16 protein-coding genes and 1 pseudogene are annotated in these 19,325 nt (G+C 48.7%); 2 read left to right on the top strand and 15 right to left on the bottom strand.

Translation table 11 applies throughout. The features are described 5' to 3' along the window. Window positions 1-15: 15 nt before the first annotated feature. The 3 genes from rbsD to I8U21_RS01145 are packed head-to-tail and all read right to left on the bottom strand — an operon-like array spanning window position 16 to window position 2,269. Window positions 16-408 (bottom strand): D-ribose pyranase, encoded by a 393-nt coding sequence (rbsD, locus tag I8U21_RS01155; RefSeq protein WP_181731015.1) that lies wholly within the window; start codon window positions 406-408, stop codon window positions 16-18. After that, window positions 405-1,289, bottom strand: a complete 885-nt coding sequence (rbsK, locus tag I8U21_RS01150; RefSeq protein WP_198053061.1) for a ribokinase — start codon at window positions 1,287-1,289, stop codon at window positions 405-407. The genes rbsD and rbsK overlap by 4 nt, the downstream gene beginning before the upstream one ends. Then, a complete protein-coding gene (locus I8U21_RS01145; RefSeq protein WP_181731017.1) occupies window positions 1,271-2,269 on the bottom strand; it encodes a LacI family DNA-binding transcriptional regulator in 999 nt (332 codons plus the stop codon). The genes rbsK and I8U21_RS01145 overlap by 19 nt, the downstream gene beginning before the upstream one ends. Window positions 2,270-2,560: 291 nt before the next feature. Between I8U21_RS01145 and helD the strand changes: the two genes are divergently transcribed. After that, window positions 2,561-4,921, top strand: a complete 2,361-nt coding sequence (gene helD / locus I8U21_RS01140; protein ID WP_198053060.1) for an RNA polymerase recycling motor HelD — start codon at window positions 2,561-2,563, stop codon at window positions 4,919-4,921. A gap of 32 nt (window positions 4,922-4,953) precedes the next feature. Here helD and I8U21_RS01135 read toward each other — a convergent pair whose 3' ends face one another. Then, complete coding sequence (locus tag I8U21_RS01135) at window positions 4,954-6,789, bottom strand: monovalent cation:proton antiporter family protein (protein WP_198053059.1); 1,836 nt, start codon at window positions 6,787-6,789, stop codon at window positions 4,954-4,956. A gap of 265 nt (window positions 6,790-7,054) precedes the next feature. On the opposite strand from I8U21_RS01135, the gene purU reads away from it, so the two are divergent. Continuing rightward, window positions 7,055-7,942 (top strand): formyltetrahydrofolate deformylase, encoded by an 888-nt coding sequence (gene purU / locus I8U21_RS01130; protein ID WP_198053058.1) that lies wholly within the window; start codon window positions 7,055-7,057, stop codon window positions 7,940-7,942. 28 nt (window positions 7,943-7,970) lie between these two features. Here the strand turns inward: purU and I8U21_RS01125 are convergent. The 11 genes and pseudogenes from I8U21_RS01125 to alaS form a co-directional block, all read right to left on the bottom strand. Then, a pseudogene (locus I8U21_RS01125) lies at window positions 7,971-9,138 on the bottom strand (NRAMP family divalent metal transporter). A 213-nt stretch (window positions 9,139-9,351) separates the two neighbouring features. Further along, the gene (locus I8U21_RS01120) at window positions 9,352-10,878 is read right to left on the bottom strand and encodes a glycine betaine uptake BCCT transporter (RefSeq protein ID WP_181731021.1); all 1,527 of its coding nucleotides are present in this window, start codon (window positions 10,876-10,878) and stop codon (window positions 9,352-9,354) included. 146 nt (window positions 10,879-11,024) lie between these two features. Further along, on the bottom strand, window positions 11,025-11,303 hold the full coding sequence (locus I8U21_RS01115; RefSeq protein WP_037993247.1) for a hypothetical protein: 279 nt from the start codon (window positions 11,301-11,303) through the stop codon (window positions 11,025-11,027). Window positions 11,304-11,431: 128 nt separating this feature from the next. After that, on the bottom strand, window positions 11,432-11,758 hold the full coding sequence (locus tag I8U21_RS01110; RefSeq protein ID WP_181731022.1) for a hypothetical protein: 327 nt from the start codon (window positions 11,756-11,758) through the stop codon (window positions 11,432-11,434). A gap of 141 nt (window positions 11,759-11,899) precedes the next feature. Further along, the gene (locus I8U21_RS01105) at window positions 11,900-13,714 is read right to left on the bottom strand and encodes a peptidoglycan D,D-transpeptidase FtsI family protein (protein WP_198053057.1); all 1,815 of its coding nucleotides are present in this window, start codon (window positions 13,712-13,714) and stop codon (window positions 11,900-11,902) included. 201 nt (window positions 13,715-13,915) lie between these two features. Continuing rightward, window positions 13,916-14,989 (bottom strand): endolytic transglycosylase MltG, encoded by a 1,074-nt coding sequence (gene mltG / locus I8U21_RS01100; protein WP_198053056.1) that lies wholly within the window; start codon window positions 14,987-14,989, stop codon window positions 13,916-13,918. Window positions 14,990-15,094: 105 nt separating this feature from the next. Further along, complete coding sequence (locus I8U21_RS01095) at window positions 15,095-15,391, bottom strand: DUF1292 domain-containing protein (RefSeq protein ID WP_181731025.1); 297 nt, start codon at window positions 15,389-15,391, stop codon at window positions 15,095-15,097. Beyond that, on the bottom strand, window positions 15,381-15,707 hold the full coding sequence (locus tag I8U21_RS01090) for a DUF1292 domain-containing protein (protein ID WP_181731026.1): 327 nt from the start codon (window positions 15,705-15,707) through the stop codon (window positions 15,381-15,383). Before I8U21_RS01090 ends, I8U21_RS01095 begins: the two co-directional genes overlap by 11 nt. After that, a complete protein-coding gene (ruvX, locus tag I8U21_RS01085; RefSeq protein ID WP_181731027.1) occupies window positions 15,707-16,165 on the bottom strand; it encodes a Holliday junction resolvase RuvX in 459 nt (152 codons plus the stop codon). The genes I8U21_RS01090 and ruvX overlap by 1 nt, the downstream gene beginning before the upstream one ends. 15 nt (window positions 16,166-16,180) lie before the next feature. Continuing rightward, window positions 16,181-16,438, bottom strand: coding sequence for an IreB family regulatory phosphoprotein (locus I8U21_RS01080; protein ID WP_181731028.1), 258 nt, complete (start codon window positions 16,436-16,438; stop codon window positions 16,181-16,183). Window positions 16,439-16,527: 89 nt separating this feature from the next. Next, window positions 16,528-19,155 (bottom strand): alanine--tRNA ligase, encoded by a 2,628-nt coding sequence (gene alaS, locus I8U21_RS01075; RefSeq protein WP_198053055.1) that lies wholly within the window; start codon window positions 19,153-19,155, stop codon window positions 16,528-16,530. Window positions 19,156-19,325 lie beyond the last annotated feature (170 nt).

Below are 19,325 nucleotides of genomic sequence, written 5' to 3'. Positions count from 1 at the left end.
GCATCCCCCCTTTTTTCAGAAAAAGACCCCTGCCTGCAAAATGCAATTGGAATAAGGCGTGGCTTCCCCTGTCCGGATGACGGCTTTGGCCTGCCTTGTCATCTGCTTGAATTCTTCATGTGGAACATAACTGATTTGATCCGGAAATTCCCGGGCCAAAAACGCATGTTGCTTTGCATTTCCGGCCACGATTTCTTCTGCGGCGATCACTTTCTCCACCACCATGTCCTCGTGAACCGCTTTCACGACGGCTTCAAATGACGGATTACCCACCGTGACGGCCAGATCAATTTTGGGAACGCCGGCGGGCACCGGCAGTCCCGCATCGGCAATCACAATTTGATCTGTATGCCCCAAATCGGACAAAACCTTGGAAATGGCGCTGTTGATGATTCCGTTTTTTTTCATCCTTCCCGACTCCTTTTCACTTCTTCTGCCGTCGGCATCCCGCCCTGAGCACCAAATTTCGTCACAGACAAAGCGGCGGCATGGTTGGCGAATTCAAGCGCTTCATAAACGGATTTTCCATTGGCAATTTGAACGGCGAATGCGGCGTTAAAGGTATCCCCGGCACCGGTTGTATCCACCACCGGCACGCTGATTCCCGGAACCAGCCATTCTCTCTCTCCGTCAAAAAAGCGGGCCCCTTCTTTGCCTTCCGTGATGATCAATTTGTTCGGATATCTTTTTAACACTTTGGAACGGTCTTCCCCGTCAAACAAGAGCTTGAATTCATGTTCATTGGGGGTGATGAACGAAGCCCTCTCAATCAATTCCCGGCTGATGGGCCGTGCCGGTGCGGGATTGAGCAGCAGCGGAACCCCCAGCTTGTCGCAAAGCTCCGCCGCAAATTCCACCGTCTCCATCGGAATTTCCAACTGAACCAGCACGATGTCCGCTTCACGAATCGCCGCTTCGGCTTTTTTCACATATTCCGGTGTGGTATGGTCATTGGCCCCTTTGACAACGACAATGCTGTTATCCCCTTCCGCCAAAGTGATATGTGCCGTCCCCGACCGGGTATGTGTAACCGGTTCCATATATTTCGTATTGACCCCGTTGGCTTTCAAATTCTCCAGGATGATCTCGCCGAAGTTGTCGTCCCCGACCCGCCCGATCATGGTCACATCGGCTCCGAGCCTTGCCGCGGCCACCGCCTGGTTGGCTCCCTTTCCGCCGGGAACGGTTTCAAATGAATTCCCCAATACCGTTTCGCCGGCCTGCGGACGCTTGTCCGCACTCACCACCAAGTCAATGGATGAACTGCCGATCACTGCAATTTTTGCCACGTTCCATCCCCTGCCTTTCTGGTTGTCTCTCTTTCCACAAAAGATACAGGCAAAATGATTTGCTTTTTCCGGATATCCGTTTGGCGGATTCTCTCCAACAACAATCGGGCCGCTTCCTTTCCCATTTCATAAGCGGGCTGTTGAATGGTGGATAAAGCGGGAAACAGAAACTTGCTCATCGGAATGTCATCAAAACCGATGATTTGTATCTCCTCCGGAATCTTCCTGCCCCGGAGCAACGCCTCCCGCAAAACAGCCGAGGCCACAATGTCATTGACGGCGATCACCCCGTCAGTGTCCGGATACAATTCAAACAGTTTCCCGGCGGTTTCCAAAGCCCCGTCAAAAGAAAAGGAAGTGTTTAACACCTGAAACTGCACTTGGGATTTCCCGAGCACTTCCAGCGCCGCAAAAAACCTTTCATACGCCGTCCGCACGTGTTTCGGGCCCCGAAGCAGCGTGATATTGCGGCTGCCCCTGTCCAGCAGGATTTGCGCGGCCAGCCGCCCTCCTTCCTTTTGATCCGAACATACAAACGGAAAGTCATGATGAATCCGGTCCAGCAAGACAACGGGAATGTTTAATTTTTCCCATTGTGAAATTTCTTCACTGCTGGTGCTGATCACGCCCAGTACGTTATGTTGGGTGAACGTTTCAATATATCGGACTTCCTTTTCTGCGTCCTCATCGCTGTTTCCGATAATCAAGCGGTATCCGTTTTGTTGCAGAACATCTTCAACCCCCCGGGCAATTTCCGGAAAAAAGGGGTTGGTGATATCCGGGATGATCAGCCCGATCAGCTTCGACTTTTGGAAATAAAGAGAACGGGCCACTTCATTCGGCAAATAATTCAATTTCGAAATGGCGGCTTCCACCAATTTTCTGGTCTCCTCCTGAACATACCCGTTCCGGTTGATCACCCGGGAAACGGTCGCTACCGACACCCCCGCTTCTTTCGCCACATCTTTGATCGTCGCCATTTCTCCCACCATTTTTCATTTAATGTGTAACCGTTTACATCATTATGTCACAAAAATGTTTAATTCACAAGATGAATGTTTTTCTGTTCAACTTAAAAAACAAACCAAAAAGCCGGCTTTTTTCGTCAGCCGGCCGTTATCGCCAAAATTTTCCATTTGCAATCCAAAAAAGAACCCGGTAAAATGAATTTTACCCTCATGCGCATTATATTTAAAATAAAAAAATACTACATATTAATTATAAAACATAAACCCATCCCTTGTCAATCTTTTTTTGAAAGGAGCGGAAGCATGGAAAATTCCAAACGGGTTTGGCAGGAGGAGCAAGAACGTGTCGACCGGGTGATCGATGAAATCGACGGACGCCTTTCTTCGCTTGAACAGCAAGCAAGCGAAGTCAAATCAGACATTGTGGATATACGCAAATACTTTTGGGATGATGTGCGGATCAATTTTGCCGACGAGGTCGAAACCACCGAAACCGTGGTCAGCATCAAGCAACAAGCCGAAGTTTTGGCGGAACGGGAGCGCCGCCACCGAACCGCGCAAAAACAAGTGCAGGTCTTAAAGAAAATGAAATCCTCCCCCTACTTCGGGCGGATTGATTTTACCGAACACGGGGAAGAAAAAGAGTCGATCTATCTGGGAATCGCCTCGCTGGTCGATGAGCAAAAGAATGAGTTTCTCATTTATGACTGGCGCGCCCCCGTCTGCAGCCTGTACTATGATTACCCGCCGGGTCCGGCCCGGTATGAGACGCCGGGCGGAACGGTCGAAGGAGTCATCGGTCTGAAACGCCAATTCCTGATAAAAAACGGAATCATTGAAAGCTTGTTTGACACCGGGATCACCATTGGCGATCAACTGTTGCAGGAAGTGCTCGGAAAAAGATCCGACTCCCAAATGAAAAACATCGTGGCCACCATTCAACGGGAACAAAACCGCATCATCCGCAATGAAAAAAGCCGGTTGGTCATCGTCCAGGGGGCGGCCGGAAGCGGAAAAACGTCGGCCGCTTTGCAACGGGTCGCCTATCTCCTTTACCGGTACCGGAATTCATTGAAAGCCGAAAATATCCTATTGTTTTCCCCCAATCCGATGTTTAACCGTTATGTCTCCACGGTTCTTCCGGAACTCGGGGAGGAAAACATGCAACAAACCACTTTTCAGGAGCTGTTGGAACATCAATTAAAAAATCTCTTGAAAGTGGAAGATCCGTTTTCACAAATCGAATATACCTTGACGGCCCATCAGGAAGACGGGTATGAGGCAAGGATTGCCGGCATCCGCTACAAAGCCTCCCGGGCATACATCCGGTTTCTGGACCGTTATCTGTCTTATCTCGGACAACATGGGGCGTTAATCTTCCGGGACATTCCGTTCCGGGGCGGCACGCTCATTCCGGCCGGGGAAATCAAAGCCCATTTTGCTTCCCTGGATTCGTCCATTCCGCTCACCCACCGGATCTCCCTGGTCAAAGACCGGCTGATGGCAGAATTGAAGAAACGGGCCCGGGAAGAAGTCAAAAAAGACTGGGTGGATGAAGAAATCCAGTGGATGAATCCGGCCGATTACATCCGCGCAGACCAAGCACTGCAAAAAGACAAACATTTCACTTCCGATACCTTTGACGATCTTGAAAGGGAACGGCATTGGCTGGCCAAAAAAGTGGTCCAAAAACACATCAAACCAGCTGTCCGTATGGTCAAAAAACTCCGGTTTCTGGACATTCCGGCCATCTACCGGCAACTGTTTGCCGATCCAAACCTGGCCCCAGATGCCCTCGGAGTCACGGACCTGCCGGAAACCTGGCCAGACATCTGCCGGCAAACGGTTGCCAAACTGGAGAAAAAGGAGCTTTTTTACGAAGACGCCACTCCCTTGCTCTATTTGAAAACCCGGCTCGAAGGATTGGAAACCAACCGGTCCATCCGCCATGTTTTTATTGATGAAGCGCAGGATTACTCGCCTTTTCAGTTTTTCTTTCTCAAGCGCTTGTTTCCGCGCAGCAAGATGACGATCCTCGGCGATTTCAACCAGGCTGTCTTTTCTCACACCCCGGTTCATCACAATATGGCCGAGTTGTCCTCGCTGTACGGAAAAGAGCAAACCGAATTGGTTGAATTGAAACGAAGTTACCGGTCCACCTTTCCGATCATCGAATTCACCCGCCACCTGGCGGAAAACAAAGAGGCCATCGAACCCTTTGAACGCCCGGGACTCAAACCGACCGTGACCGAAGTGCAAAACCGGAAGGAACTTCACAGCCGGATTCTCCGCCGCATCGAAATGTTGCAAAAAGACGGGCATGAAACGATTGTCGTCATATGCAAAACGGCCGCGGAAAGCCAAAAGGTTTTTGAGGCATTAAACAAAGCAACTGCCGGACCGGTGCAACGGATCACGAAAGAATCCGTCGAATTTCGCCCGGGCATCCTGGTCATTCCGGTTTATCTCGCCAAAGGCATTGAATTTGATGCCGTGATTCTTTATGACGCTTCCGGGAATCAATATCACCGGGAAAACGAGCGGAAATTATTGTACACCGCCTGCACCCGTGCCATGCATGCTTTGCACCTTTACTGCCTCGGCCAAATGAGTCCGTTTATTAAAGCAGCCCCCCGGAACACCTATATTTTGGAACATCAGTAAACAAAAAAGAGCGGGAACATACCGCTCTTTTTTTATTGCAGCATTTCTCTCAACCGGTGAATGTGATCGGGGCTTCCGCTGATAATGAGGCGGTCCCCGACTTCCAGCACGGTGTCCCCGTGAGGAAAGATGGCTTCATTTCCCCGCAGGATGCGGATAATCAACGTATCCCCCCAAAAAGTCAGGTCCCGGACCCGGGCCAAATGGTAACGGTGGTTCAACAGTTTCACTTCCATCAAATTTCCGTTATCATGATTCACCAGTTTAAACAAGCCCGGATGTTCAATCAAAATCTTGGTCAATGTTTGATTGGCAAAGAAGGTGGAGATAAGCTGGATTCCCAGATTGTTTAACGACTGCTGCAACTCTTTGCTTTCCACCCGGGCAATGATCCGTTCAACGCCTTGTTTCTTCGCCGCTTTGGCCAAATCCACGTTCCTTTCGTCATGTGGCGTGAACAAAACCATGATGTCGCATGAAAATCCGTTTTCCTTTTGCAGGTATTCCTCTTCGACCACCGGCAATTGAATGATCGGAAACGGACGCTGTTCTTCTTCCAGATTCGATTTATCCGCTCCATAAACCTTGACTTCATACCCGTCCCGGTGCAGATCCTGCGCCAGGGTCAACGTCGCGGCATTGATCCCCACCAGGGATACGGACGGGCGTTCCACCTCATCGGTGACATCCGGCAACAATTGTTGGAATATAATCGGCGGAATGATCACGGTGATGGACGCGGCCAAAATCAACGCCGTGTTCATGGTGTTGTTGATGATTCCGAGATCCATCCCGACCGCCGCGGCGGCAATGACCAAACTGATGGTGGATGTCAACAAAATCCCCGAACTGACGGACTCGCGCCAGGAAAACCACTTGCGGAAAATCAACACCAAAAGTCCTTTGGATAAGATAAAGGCAAGCAAAATGAGCGGAAACATGATCAAAGCGCGGGTATCTTGCACCAGCGAAACCAGGTCCAGCTTGGCACCCACCATCACAAAGAAAATCGGGATTAAAAAGCCAAACCCGAATGCATTCAATTGACTGACAAACTCTTCCCGCGGCCCCAACAGCGACACAATAACGCCCGCCAAAAAGGCTCCCAAAATATTTTCCGCCCCGACCGTTTCCGATAACGCGACAAAAAACATAATCAAGGCAAAGACGCCGCGTGTACCGATGGAAATCGTCTCTTTGGAGATGGATTCGGTCAGCCGGATGGGCTTTAATGCCTGGATAATGCGGTACACCGCAAAGAAAATCACAAAAAACAACAATAACAGCAGCACGCTGAAAAATCCTTTTTCCGACTTCAGTGCCGCATAAACCGCCAACAAAATCATGGTGATAAAGTCCGCAAACACCGCTGTCACCAGGATCGATTGTCCGAGCGGTTTTTTATTGATCCCTTTATCCTTCACCACCGGCAAGGTGACACTCAAAGAGATGGTGGAAATGATCAAAGTGATAAAGTAAGGATCTTTGATCAAGCCCGCAACATTAAAGATCCAACTGATCACAAAAGACAAAAGAAGAATGCTTATAAAACTGACCAGCCCGATCATGAGCGGATTTTCCCGGTTCTCTTTCTGTCCGCTTGTTTTCCCCGTGTTTAAAATCATATTAAAGTCAATTTCCAGTCCGCTTAAAAACATTAAAAAGATAATGCCAAGCGTGGATAACATTTCCAGCCAGGTGTCCTCAACCACCCATCCCAAGCCGCTTTTTCCCAGGATCAAACCCACCATGATTTCTGCGACTACGGCCGGAATTGCGTTCCATTTCAAGCGGTGCAATAAGATCGGAATCAAAAATGCGACGATGACCACAACCATGACTGAAATCAATGAATGATCCACTTCCATATTTTGTCCCCCCATCCATCACGGGTTTCAATTTCTAACTATAGACCCTGCCGGAACCTGAGAAGTTGCAAAGCACTTTCTTGCCCATCATAATGGTCTTTGAGATCCGTGACAAGTGCCGGTCCGTATAATTTTTATTTTGTTTCCGGCCGGCGAAGGTGAACCGATGTCCAATGCCATCTTTTTCATGATGATTGCAATTGCTTTCACAAACGTACTATAGTAGGTAAAGAATGAGTACGGAGCACCAAAGGAGAGAAAAAGGATGAATCAAACGTCGAACAAAACAGCGGACAATAGGAACCAAGGGGCCCTGATCGTCTCCTGCCCCGAAAAACAAGGAATCATTGCTGCAATTACGCATTTCCTTTATGAAAACGGAGCCAATATCTTGCACTCCGATCAATTTTCAACCAATCCGGAAAGCGGACAATTTTTTATGCGGGTCCAGTTTCAGATGGACAACCTGACCGGACGGCTCGCTGAACTCCGGCAACAATTTTTCTTGATTGCAGAGCCGTTTCGGATGGAATGGAAAATCACGCATCCGTCCGAAAGAAAAAGACTGGCGGTCTTCGTCTCGAAAGAAGACCACTGTCTGCGGGAACTGTTGTGGCGTTGGAGCATCAAAGAATTGAATGCCGATATTGTCATGGTGGTTTCCAATCACCCGGACATGGAACATCTGGTTACACCGCACAACATTCCTTATTATCATGTCCCGGTGACCAAAGAAAACCGTGAAGAAGCCGCAGACATCCATCTGGAACTGCTTGAAAAACACCAAGTGGATACTCTTATCCTTGCTCGTTATATGCAAATTATCCCTGGTAAAATCATCGACCGTTATCCGAATCAGATCATCAACATCCATCACTCGTTTTTGCCCGCTTTTATCGGGGGAAAACCGTATCACCAAGCGTTCAACCGCGGAGTGAAGCTCATCGGGGCCACCGCGCACTATGTCACGGAAGATTTGGATGAAGGCCCCATTATCGAACAAGATGTCAGCCGTGTCAATCACCGCCATCATGTCGCCGATTTAAAACGGATCGGCCGCGATCTGGAGCGGATCGTTCTGGCAAAGGCCGTCCAATGGCACATCAATGACCAGATTATCGTTCACAATCACAAAACCATTGTGTTTGAATAAAAAATCCCCTTGCCGGGGATTTTTTGCTTTATGCCCACAACTTCGGCAACTCTTCCACACTGACCACCACTCCCATGGCGGTCATGATCACGGCAACCAGGACACCAAACACCGTCAGCCAAAGCGGATGTCTGTATTCACCGACAATCTCCTTCCGGCGGGCGGCAAGCAGGATGATCGCCAGGGAAAGCGGCAGGATAAAACCGTTCAACGTCCCCACCAAAATCAATGTTTTCACCGGTTTTCCCACCACCACAAAAACCGCTGTGGACAACAAGATGAAACAAACGGTCCACCACCGGTGATGACGGTCGATCTTTTCATGCCAAGTGCGAATAAAGGAGACGGAAGTATACGCCGCTCCCACCACCGACGTAATGGCTGCCGCCCACATGACCAACCCGAACAATTGATAGCCCGTCTTTCCCGCGGCCAGCTGAAACACCGAAGCCGCCGGATTGCTTTCGCTCAAAGTCCCCCCCGCGGATACCACGCCCAATGTCGCCAAAAACAAGACCAAACGCATGACCGATGTGATAATGATTCCGGAAACCGAACTCCGGTTGGTTTCCGGCAATGCCTCCATTCCTTTCAATCCGGCATCCAAAAGGCGGTGCCCTCCCGCAAAGGTAATATATCCGCCAACCGATCCGCCGACCACGGTCACAATGGCCATAAAAAATGCATTCCACTTCCCGACGGGCACATCGGGGACCAACGAGCGCACCACGGCTTCACCCAGGGGAGGATGCGAATCCACCGCCACCCAGATGGTCAGCCCGATCATCACAAATCCCAACAGCACGGCAAACCGGTCCATCACTTTCCCGGCTTCTTTGGACAAAAAAATCATCACGGCAATCAATCCGCTGATGACCGCTCCCCATACCGCATCGACACCAAACAACACTTCAAACCCCAATCCGGCACCAGCCACATTGCCAATGTTAAAAGCCAATCCTCCCGACACCACCAAAAACGACAAAACATGACCGAGCCCCGGCCAGACTGCATGGGCAATATCCTGCGCCCGCCTCTTCGATACAACAATAAGCCGCCAAATATTTAATTGGGCTCCGATGTCAAGCAGAACGGACGCCAAGATCACAAAACCGAAACTGGCGCCAAATTACGGAAGTTTGTGTCAAAAATCCGGGCCCGACAGCGGAAGTGGCCATTAAAAATGCGGCTCCCATCAAAGATAACCAAACTTTTTTTCTGCACCGTACCAACCGCCTTTAATTGGAATGAATAAAAAAAGATTCCGTTTTTTAACAAGATATTTTCAATTCATTCTGTTTCTTTTTCATCCTAACATATTTCCGTTGTTATCAACCACACGCCTCCTGTTTTAAAAAACCACTTCTGAAAGATCATTCAGAAGTGGTTTTCATGTCAAGCCGTGCTGCTCACGCCGATTCCGGCCCTTTCGCGGTTCCCGTTCTTCTTCTTTTGGGCACTTCCTTGCGGAATGCCTTCAACAAGGAACCCGCCACGCCAATCAGGATAAAAGCAAATGGAAAAGCGGCAATAATCGATGCCATTTGCAATCCTTCCAATCCGCCGGAGTAAAGCAGGATCAAAGCCGAAGCGGAAATGATGAGTCCCCAAATCCATTTGATGGTGTTGGAAGGGTTTAAACTCCCGTCCGTTGTCTGCATTCCCAGCACAAACGTTGCCGAGTCGGCAGAAGTAATGAAAAACGTACTGATCAAAATCACGGCAAGTACAATCATGATTCCGCTCAACGGCAAATGGGAAAGCATCGAGAACAGAGCCACTTCGGTTCCTTGCTCGCTCATCTGTTCAAACAGCGGAATACCGTCCGACATTTCCATGTGAAGTCCGGTTCCCCCGAAAACGCTGAACCAAAATGCCCCGAAAAGGGTGGGCACCAAGAGAACACCGATCACAAATTCCCGCACTGTGCGCCCTTTTGAAATGCGGGCAATAAACGTTCCGACAAACGGAGCCCAAGCAATCCACCATGCCCAGTAAAAGATCGTCCAACTTTGAATCCATTCATTGGCCTGCGGATTAAACGGTCCCAAATAAAAACTCATCCGGGGCAACTCCTGGATATAGGCTCCCAGCGTGGAAGTGAACAAGTTCATGATAAACTTGGTCGGTCCCGTGAACAAAACAAAAAACATCAACAATACCGCAATCAGAATATTGATATTGCTCAAGTACTTAATCCCTTTATTCAATCCGGTGGTGGCCGAGAGAATAAACAAGCCGGTCACAATCACAATGGCAATGAATTGGGTGAGGATGTTATTTTCTAGCGGCGTCACAAAAGAAAGCCCCCCGCCGATCTGAATGGCCCCCAATCCCAAGGAAGTGGCCACACCGAACACCGTGGCATAAACGGAAATGATATCGATCGTTTTCCCGATCGGTCCCTTCACTTTCTCTTTCAACAGCGGATAAAAGGTGTGACTGATCAATCCCGGAGCATCTTTGCGAAAGTTTGCATAGGCAAGTGCCAATCCCAAAAGGGCATAAATTCCCCATGGATGCAATCCCCAATGGAAGAAGGAATAACGCATCGCATCATTGGCGGCGGTACCGGAACCCGGTTGCGCAAAGATCGGCTGATACAGATGGGACAAAGGCTCGGCTGTTCCCCAAAAGACCAGCCCGATCCCCATTCCGGCACTGAATAACATGGCAAACCATGAAAGGGTGCCGAATTCGGGACGATCGGTATCTTTTCCGAGGCGAATGTTTCCATAGCGGCTGAAAATGAGGAATAAACAAAAGATCAAAAAGGCCGTGGTGGAAAACAAATAGAACCAACCAAACTTATCCTGCAAAAAAGTCTGGATCCAGTTCATGACCGACTGAATATGTTTCGGGGCGACAACCCCCCACAAAATAAAAGCAAAAGAAATCATGACTGAAATAATGAAGACGTTAGTAAATTTTTTCATGCTTCAATCCTTCCTATTTACAGACTGGTAAAGATGCTCCGTTTCATAATTTAGATATATTCCCCGGTTTTTCTGTTTTTAAACCGCGTTTTTTCAAAGAGAATAAAAAAAGGATTGAGGAATCTGTTTCCCCAATCCTCTCAAGATCAGTATTCTCCCAAATCAATCAAATCATTCATTTCCTGATATTGGTTTTGCATGCGCTTTTTGATATTCACTTCCCAATGCTGGGACAAAAAGCGGGCAGCTTCGTCCAAATCACTGAAAACCTTGCGCTCTCCCTGATAAATCACCATCCAACCTTCGTCCAAACCTTTGAACACTCTTTCCACTTCAATCTTATGTTCATCCTTCGACGTCGAAAAATAAGTCGATTCCCCGACTTTCAAGTTTTTTAAAATGTTTTTCACTTCTTGTTCCTTCATCATCTTTCTCCCTTTAGCATATGCACCAATCATCTTCATTCATGTACATCATAACATGCTGCGGCATCCAATATAAAAGCGCCATCTGAAGAGTATGAAAATCAGAGGCGCTGATTTACTGAATCCATTTAACGAGAAAATGGATATTGATTGGGAGCTACAAAGGTATTGGGACCATGGTATTGATTGGGAGAAGCGTACTGGCCCTGCGGCGGCTGATATTGGTTCCCGCCCGGAGGCATCGGCAATGCCTTTTGATGGGACTGCTGTTGATCTTGGGAATTCTCCTCCAAATCCTCCATCCCAAACTCTTCCAAAACGCGGCGCACCAATTTTAACTCGTCATTGACCATTTCATCCTGATCTTTTGATTTGAGCAAAAGATTTTGATATTGCAAGAGAGCTTCTTCAATTAAATCAAGTTCGGCCTTTGATAAATTAACGGTGATTTTCATGATTTCTACTCCTTTATTTAAAACCTACAATACTACTAATATCATAATCGGATAGGAATCACAAAACAACCAGAAGAACATCTTGTGAAACCAATAACTTTCACATCACCCGCGGAAATAATTATTCTTTTTTCCGCATTTTTATGGATTCCTTCCCTCTTTTGCCCGCTTTTTTTCCAATTCAGCCAAATTGTTCATCACTTTTTCAAAGATTTTTACCGCCCTTTGATCACCGGCATCGTCCACCGAACGCAACAACACGGCCACCGCATAACGCGGTTTTTCCACGGGGCCGAAACCGATCATCCATTTGTTGTACCTGTCTTTGTCCACCCCGATCTGAGCCGTTCCCGTCTTGCCCGCCAGGGACCAGGTTGCATTTTTAAGCGATGAAGCCGTGCCGTCTGTGACGACTTGGCGCATCAGCGTTTTGACGGATGCGGCGGTTTCCGGCTTGAGCGGCTTGGCCCCTTCGATGGTCTGCTCCTGAAAGCGAAATAACGTGCGCCCTTCTGCATCTTTGATTTCCTTGACCAGACGCGGTTCCATGGTTTTTCCCTGATGGAAAACCGAAGTGATCATATTGGTTGCCTGAACCGGAGTCATCCGGACATCGCGCTGCCCGATCCCGGTTTGCACCAAAACCCCTCCATCTTTTTTATTCGTGGAATCTGCAAAAATCAGTCCCGATTGCTCTTCTTCCAACTGCGCAAACGACGGGTCGTGAAACACTTTACCGTTCCAGATTACTTTTTGCCCAAGTCCCAGACGCTTCGCATATTCCTCCAGTTTTTCAGGGCCGAGCGTTTTGGCCACGGTGCTAAACACAATGTTGCAGGAGTGGGCATAAGCTTCGGCAAACGTAATTTTGCCGTGCCCTTTGGGATCATTGTCCCGCAAATGGTAAGCATCCAATTTTCCTTTGCAATGGAAGGTGGTGTCCGGGCGGACCAACCCCTGATCCAACGCCGCCACCGCGACCACGGTCTTAAAGATCGATCCGGGCGTTGCCTCCATCACAGCCCGGTTTTCCCAATGATTTTCCCCTTCCTTTTCCGAATTTCCTTTCGGCCGGCTGGCCATCGCCAGGATATCCCCGGAAGAGATCTCCTGAATCACCACCGAACCGTCCTCCACGCTTTCCTCTTGCAACAGGTTTTCCGCCATTTGCTGAATCTCTTTGTCCAATGTGGTGACAAGGGTTTTGGGCCGGTCCTCGGATCCGCGTTGAATATCTTTTCGTTTCATTTGCACCCCGTTTAACGGTTTTCCCGTCCGTGCCTTGGTATAAATTAAAAGATGCTCTTCTTCTCCGTGCAAAAATGGTTCAAAAGCTTGTTCAAGCCCGGAGATGCCAATGAATGATTCGGGATGCCAATTTCCGTTTTTGGCTTGCTCCTGATACCGGTTTTTCAAAAGGAGCGGACTGCGGGCAATCTGTCCGATCACTTGTTCCGCCACTTGATTTAAGGTCATGCGCTGGTCCGATTGCACCACCATCACCCCCGGGATGTTCATCGCTTCGATCCTCTTCCGTTCCAAGGGGGACAGGGTGATTTCTTCCCCGCGAATGCCGGACAAGATCACGGGAGACTTCAGATGCAACAACTGGCGCCGGAATGCCTCATACGGATAATGGATCCATTCGGAAATCTGTTTGAATTGCTCCTTCCGCAACTCCAGCTGTTCTTCACTTTGCGGAAAAACCAGCAAATGCCAATCGTTTCCTCCGACCAACGTTTCTTGATGTCGATCCAAAATGTCCCCGCGGCCGCTTTGAATTACAATTTCACTGTTTTGCCGCGTTTGGGCCATGGTGACCAAATCCACTTGTTTATTTACAATCTCAAAAGACCGTGCCGAGGCGATCTGAATCATGTACAACCGGACCAAAATCACGGCAAACATGGACAAAAACAACAAACTGACTGTGATGCTTCGCCAATTTCGTTTCATCATGACACCCCACTTCTTTCTTCAGCTTCGACAGGTTGAAAGCGGGGTATACTTCTTATATCAAAGCAACTTTTCATACAAAAAAAGAAAATAAACCATGATTCATTTCAAGCAAATCACTTCTGTTCAGCATTCCTTTTCAGAAACTTCGTTTTTGGCCCGAAAAAAAAGCTCTTGCATTGTTGCAAGAGCTTTCTCCGGTTAATTTTTCTGTTCCCTTTGCGCTTGATTGGCGTTACTCATTTTGATGTATTGATTATGCTGCTCATACGTCTCGGCAAAGTAATGTTCGCCGCTTCCGTCTCCCTTGGTGACATAATACTGGTAGGAATGCCGTTCGGGTTCCAAAGCGGCACGCAACGCTTCTTCCCCCGGATTGGCAATCGGCCCCGGCGGCAAACCTTTGACTTGATATGTATTATACGGGTGCTTTTTGTATTTTAACTGGTGAAAAGGAATATTCTTCCACTCTTCCTTCAACTGCGTCACATACAAAAAAGTGGCGTCAATTCTCAGTTTCTGATTATCGGTGCTGTGCAGCCGGTTATAAATCACACCGGATATGCGCGGATATTCCTGCTTTGCCTTTCCTTCCCTTTCCACCAGCGACGCAATCGTCACCAGCTTATCCAACGTCATGCCTTTTTCCGGTTCGTTTTGATTGAGCCGGTCACGAATTTTCAGTTTTTCGACACGCTGTGCAAACTGGCCCAGCATGATGTTGATGATTTCCTCTTCCGAAGCCGTTTTTGGAAAGTCATAGGTGCTGGGGAACAAATATCCCTCCAATTTAAACGGTCGGTCGGGATTTTGGGGAATATTCACTTCAAAATTATATTTTGGTTTTTTACTATTCAATAAAGCTAGAAACTTTTCTTTGTCAAAATCCTCTTTTTCCTTTTCCAGGCGATTGGCGATTTTGATGGCATCCCATCCCTCGGGAATGGTCACCGTCACGACATTTTCTTCGCCTTTAGAAAATTTTTCTAATATTTGATCAATGTCCTCATCAGGCTCAATCAGGTAATTCCCGGCTTGCAGATTGGTCTTTTGCTTGAGAAAGACATAGAGACCAAAACAATAGGACCGGCGAATGATTTGCTTCTCCTCCAAAATCTTGCCGACTTGCTTCAATGATGTATTTTTAGGGATTTCCACCGCCACTGGTTCGGTTCGTTCCGGTGAGCCCAAAGTGAAATCCATAAAGAAGTAACCTAGAATCCCCCAACCGGCCAGCAGCGCAATGGTAAAGAAGATGCGCCAAAACCATTTCATGAGACGTGGACTCCTTTTTCTGATTAAATCTCTTCTTTATTACTAGAAACCCTTCTCTATGTTAGCACAGTTTATCAAAAAGAAAACGGGGTTATCCCCCCGTTTTTACTGAAAGTCATGAAAATATAACATTTCGTCAACGGCATCGGCAATATTTTCCCACTCTTGTTCATCCTCAATTTCTTCGATGCGCCCTTGATTGACATGGAACAAGTGCAGATCATCCGGATGATCGCCGTCTTTTTGCAACAAAGCATAGTGCTGTCCGTTCACTTCGACTTCATGGACAATCCGGTATGGGGTGCCGGCCGGTTCGACACCGGAAACCATGTGATCCGGATATTGCTGACGCAAGATATTCACTTCTCTTGCTCCGTGGACCGACAAGTTGTTATTGTTCATTTTCCTCACTTTCCTCTTCCCATTCACTCACCAGTGTGTTAAACACTTCTTCCACCATATCCCATTCTTCTTCATTTTCTTCTTCAATCATTTCCAGATTCAAATTGCCGTCCTCTTCGGTGTAGCGAAAAGCCATCACTTCCTGATAAGGCTCTTGTTCCTCCGGCTCCCCGCCTTGCTCCCCGTCGACCGGCGTGACAAACATATAGCTTTTGCCTGTTTCATCATGATCAAACGTATATAAGATCTCAAACTTTTCCTCTTTCCCGTCTTCCGTCGGAATGATCAAGTATTCCGGTTCATGTTGATGTGCCATTATGATTGCCTCCTCTTTGCATCCAGATATCCTTGCAAAATCCATGTCGCAGCCAATTGGTCAACCACCTTTTTCCGTTTGCGGCGGGAAAGATCGGCATCAATCAAGGTGCGCTCTGCCGCTGCTGTTGACAAGCGTTCATCCCACAAATGCACAGGATATCCATATCGCTTTTTTAATTCTTCAGCCAGTTGCCGGCTCAACTCCCCGCGGGGACCGACAGTCCCGTTCATGTTGCGGGGGAAGCCGACAACCAGCTCTTTTATTTGATATTGTTCCACAAGTTGGTCCAATTCTTGCAACCAGTTACTGTTTTTGCGGTCAATGACTTTGACGCCTTGAGCGGTCAGCCCCAATGCATCGCTGACCGCCACACCGATTCTCCGGTCTCCGGCGTCCAGTCCCAGAATCCGGGGAAAATCATCTATGTGCTTTGAAGAGAATTCATCCAAATCCATTTTCCGATACCTTTCTTATTGATTCTTCCTTTCCACACCCAGATAGTGTTTGACGAGTTCTTCGATAATTTCATCCCGTTCCATTTTCCGGATCATGGCACGGGCATTTTTATGGCGCGGAATATAAGCCGGATCTCCTGAAATAAGATAGCCCACAATTTGGTTGATCGGATTGTAACCTTTTTCCTTCAAGGCCTCATAAACGTGGAACAACAAATCCTTAGGGTCGATCTCATTTCCACCTTTGAAATTAAACTTCATCGTTTCATCCATGGATGATCTCACACCCCTCTCTTAGGAAGATCCGCACTTTACTCCTTCGCCTTTTGCACCGGATTATCCTTTGTTTTTAACAGGACATTTCAGGACAGTTGCCGGCGGATCCACTCACTGACTCCGGCCAATGCAGCCGGCAATTGTTCCGGTTTCTTGCCGCCGGCTTGCGCCATGTCCGGACGGCCGCCACCGCCTCCGCCGCATTGAACAGCCACTTCTTTCACCAATTTTCCGGCATGCAACCCTTCCTTCACATATTTTGGGGAGACCGAGGCCACGATGGACACTTTTCCGTTGGAAGCCGCGCCCAGCACGATAACGCCTTCTTCCAGATGCTTGCGCAAATCGTCCATCAACGAGCGCAACGGTTCCATGCCGCCGGCTTGCACTTGGGTGGCGAGCACCGGCACTCCGGACACATCCTGCACCTGATTCAGCAATTTGGCAGCCTGAGCCTGATTTAACTTGGCCGTGAGGGATTCGTTCTCCCTTTCCAGCTCTTTCTGGCGGTTTTGCAATTGTTCAATCCGTTCCGGAACATCTTGCGCTTTACTTTTCAATTGCCGGGCAGCCTGGTTGAGCCATCCGATCTGCTCTTCCACAAATGCATAAGCATGGCGCCCGGTCACCGCCTCAATCCGGCGGGTTCCGGAACCGATCCCGCTTTCCCCGGTAATTTTAAAAAGGCCGATTTCACCTGTGAATTTCACATGGGTTCCGCCGCAAAGCTCCAAGCTGTAGTCGTCAATTTTAACGACCCGCACGATGCTGCCGTATTTTTCGCCAAACAAAGCCATGGCTCCCATCGCTTTGGCCTCATCCAGCGGCTTGATCATGATTTCCACCTTATTATTAGCCCAAATCTGTTCGTTTACACGCCGTTCCACTTCTTTGATTTCCTCTTCAGACATCGCGCCGATGTGCGTGAAATCGAAGCGGAGGCGATCCGGTGCAACCAAAGATCCGGCTTGGTTCACATGTTCGCCCAAGACGTCTTTTAAGGCTTGGTGCAACAAGTGGGTGGCCGTATGGTTTTTCACCGTGTCCTGGCGCAAATCGCGATGAATGGCGGCTTTGACCGCTTCTCCTTCGCTGATCGTCCCTTTTTCAACTTGAACGGCGTGGACATGCTCACCACGCGGTCCTTTTTGCACATCCAGCACGGTCAGTTCCGCCTTCCCGGACAAAATGACGCCCCGGTCGGCGACCTGCCCGCCGCTTTCCGCATAAAACGGGGTTTCTTTCAGGATCAAAAACCCTTTTTGCCCTTCCGTCAATTCGCGAACCCGTTCTTCTTCATGAATCAACACGGAAACGGTGGTCTCGCATTCGGTTTTTTCGTAACCAACAAACTCCGTTTCCACTTGCAATTCCGAAAGAACACCGCCTTGCACCTGCATGCTGTCCGCATCTTCCCTCGCCGAACGGGCCCGTTCCCGCTGTTTCTTCATTTCTTCGTCAAACCCTTGACGGTCGACGGAAACCCCTTGCTCGCGGGCAATCTCTTCAGTCAAATCAAAAGGAAAACCATAGGTGTCATACAACTTGAATGCTTCTTGTCCGGAGATTTCTTGTTTTCCTTCAGTTTTTGCTTTATCCAAGACCTTTTCAAGAATATGCAAGCCTTCGGTCAATGTTTCCAGGAATTTTTCTTCCTCACTCCGGATAACCCGTTGAATGAAATCTTGTTTTTGCAGCGGTTCCGGATAGTAATCTTTCATGATCTCCGCCACAATCGGGGTCAATTCATAAAGGAACGGCCGTTTGATCCCCAGCTTCCGCCCGTAACGGACGGCCCGGCGCAACAAGCGGCGCAAAACATAGCCGCGGCCCTCATTGGAAGGAAGCGCTCCGTCCCCCACGGCAAAAACAATGGTCCGCACATGATCGGCAATCACTTTCAACGCGACATCGGTTTCCTCTTTTTCCCCGTAGGCCACTCCCGCTTTCTCACAGGTTGCCTGGATGATCGGCTGGAACAAATCCGTGTCATAGTTGGTCGGAACATCCTGCATCACGGAAGCCATCCGTTCCAACCCCATGCCGGTATCAATGTTCTTTTTGGGCAGGGGCGTGTAAGTCCCGTCCGGATTGTGGTTGTATTGGGAAAACACGAGGTTCCAGATTTCCAGATACCGTTCGTTTTCGCCGCCGGGGTAACACTCCGGGTCCGAGGGATCACAAAGATGTTCCCCGCGGTCATAGAAAATCTCGGTATTGGGGCCGCTCGGTCCTTCGCCGATATCCCAGAAATTCTCTTCCAGGCGGATGATCCGCTCATCGGGCAAGCCGACTTTCTCTTTCCACAACCGGTACGCTTCCTCATCTTCCGGGTGTATGGTGACGGATAATTTTTCCGGATCCAGCCCCATCCATTTGGGATCGGTCAGGAATTCCCAAGCCCACCCGATCGCTTCTTCTTTAAAGTAATCCCCGACCGAGAAGTTCCCCAACATCTCAAAAAACGTATGATGGCGGGCCGTATATCCGACATTTTCAATGTCATTGGTGCGGATCGCTTTTTGCGAATTCACGATCCGCGGATTTTCCGGTTTCACCCGGCCGTCAAAATACTTTTTCAACGTGGCCACCCCGCTGTTGATCCACAACAAAGAAGGATCATCCACAGGGACAAGCGAAGCACTGGGTTCGATTTTGTGCCCTTTTTCCGCAAAGAATTCAAGATATTTCCGGCGAATTTCACTTGCTTTCATCATCACTTACCTCCTTTTTCCAATAAAAAACCTCCCCGTCCACGCTCAGGGACGAGAAGGCTGTTCTCGCGGTACCACCCTTATTACCGTCAAATCCCGGCCCTTTGGAAGCCGGGTATGTAACACGGTCACCTCATTCAAGGATAACGGCAGATTCTGCCGGCAGGGAT

The organism is Thermoactinomyces sp. CICC 23799 (genome assembly GCF_016055145.1).
Classification (GTDB): Bacteria; Bacillota; Bacilli; order Thermoactinomycetales; family Thermoactinomycetaceae; genus Thermoactinomyces; species Thermoactinomyces intermedius.
The sequence above is the reverse complement of the archived record's forward strand: the minus strand, read 5'-3'. Positions and strand labels throughout refer to the sequence as shown.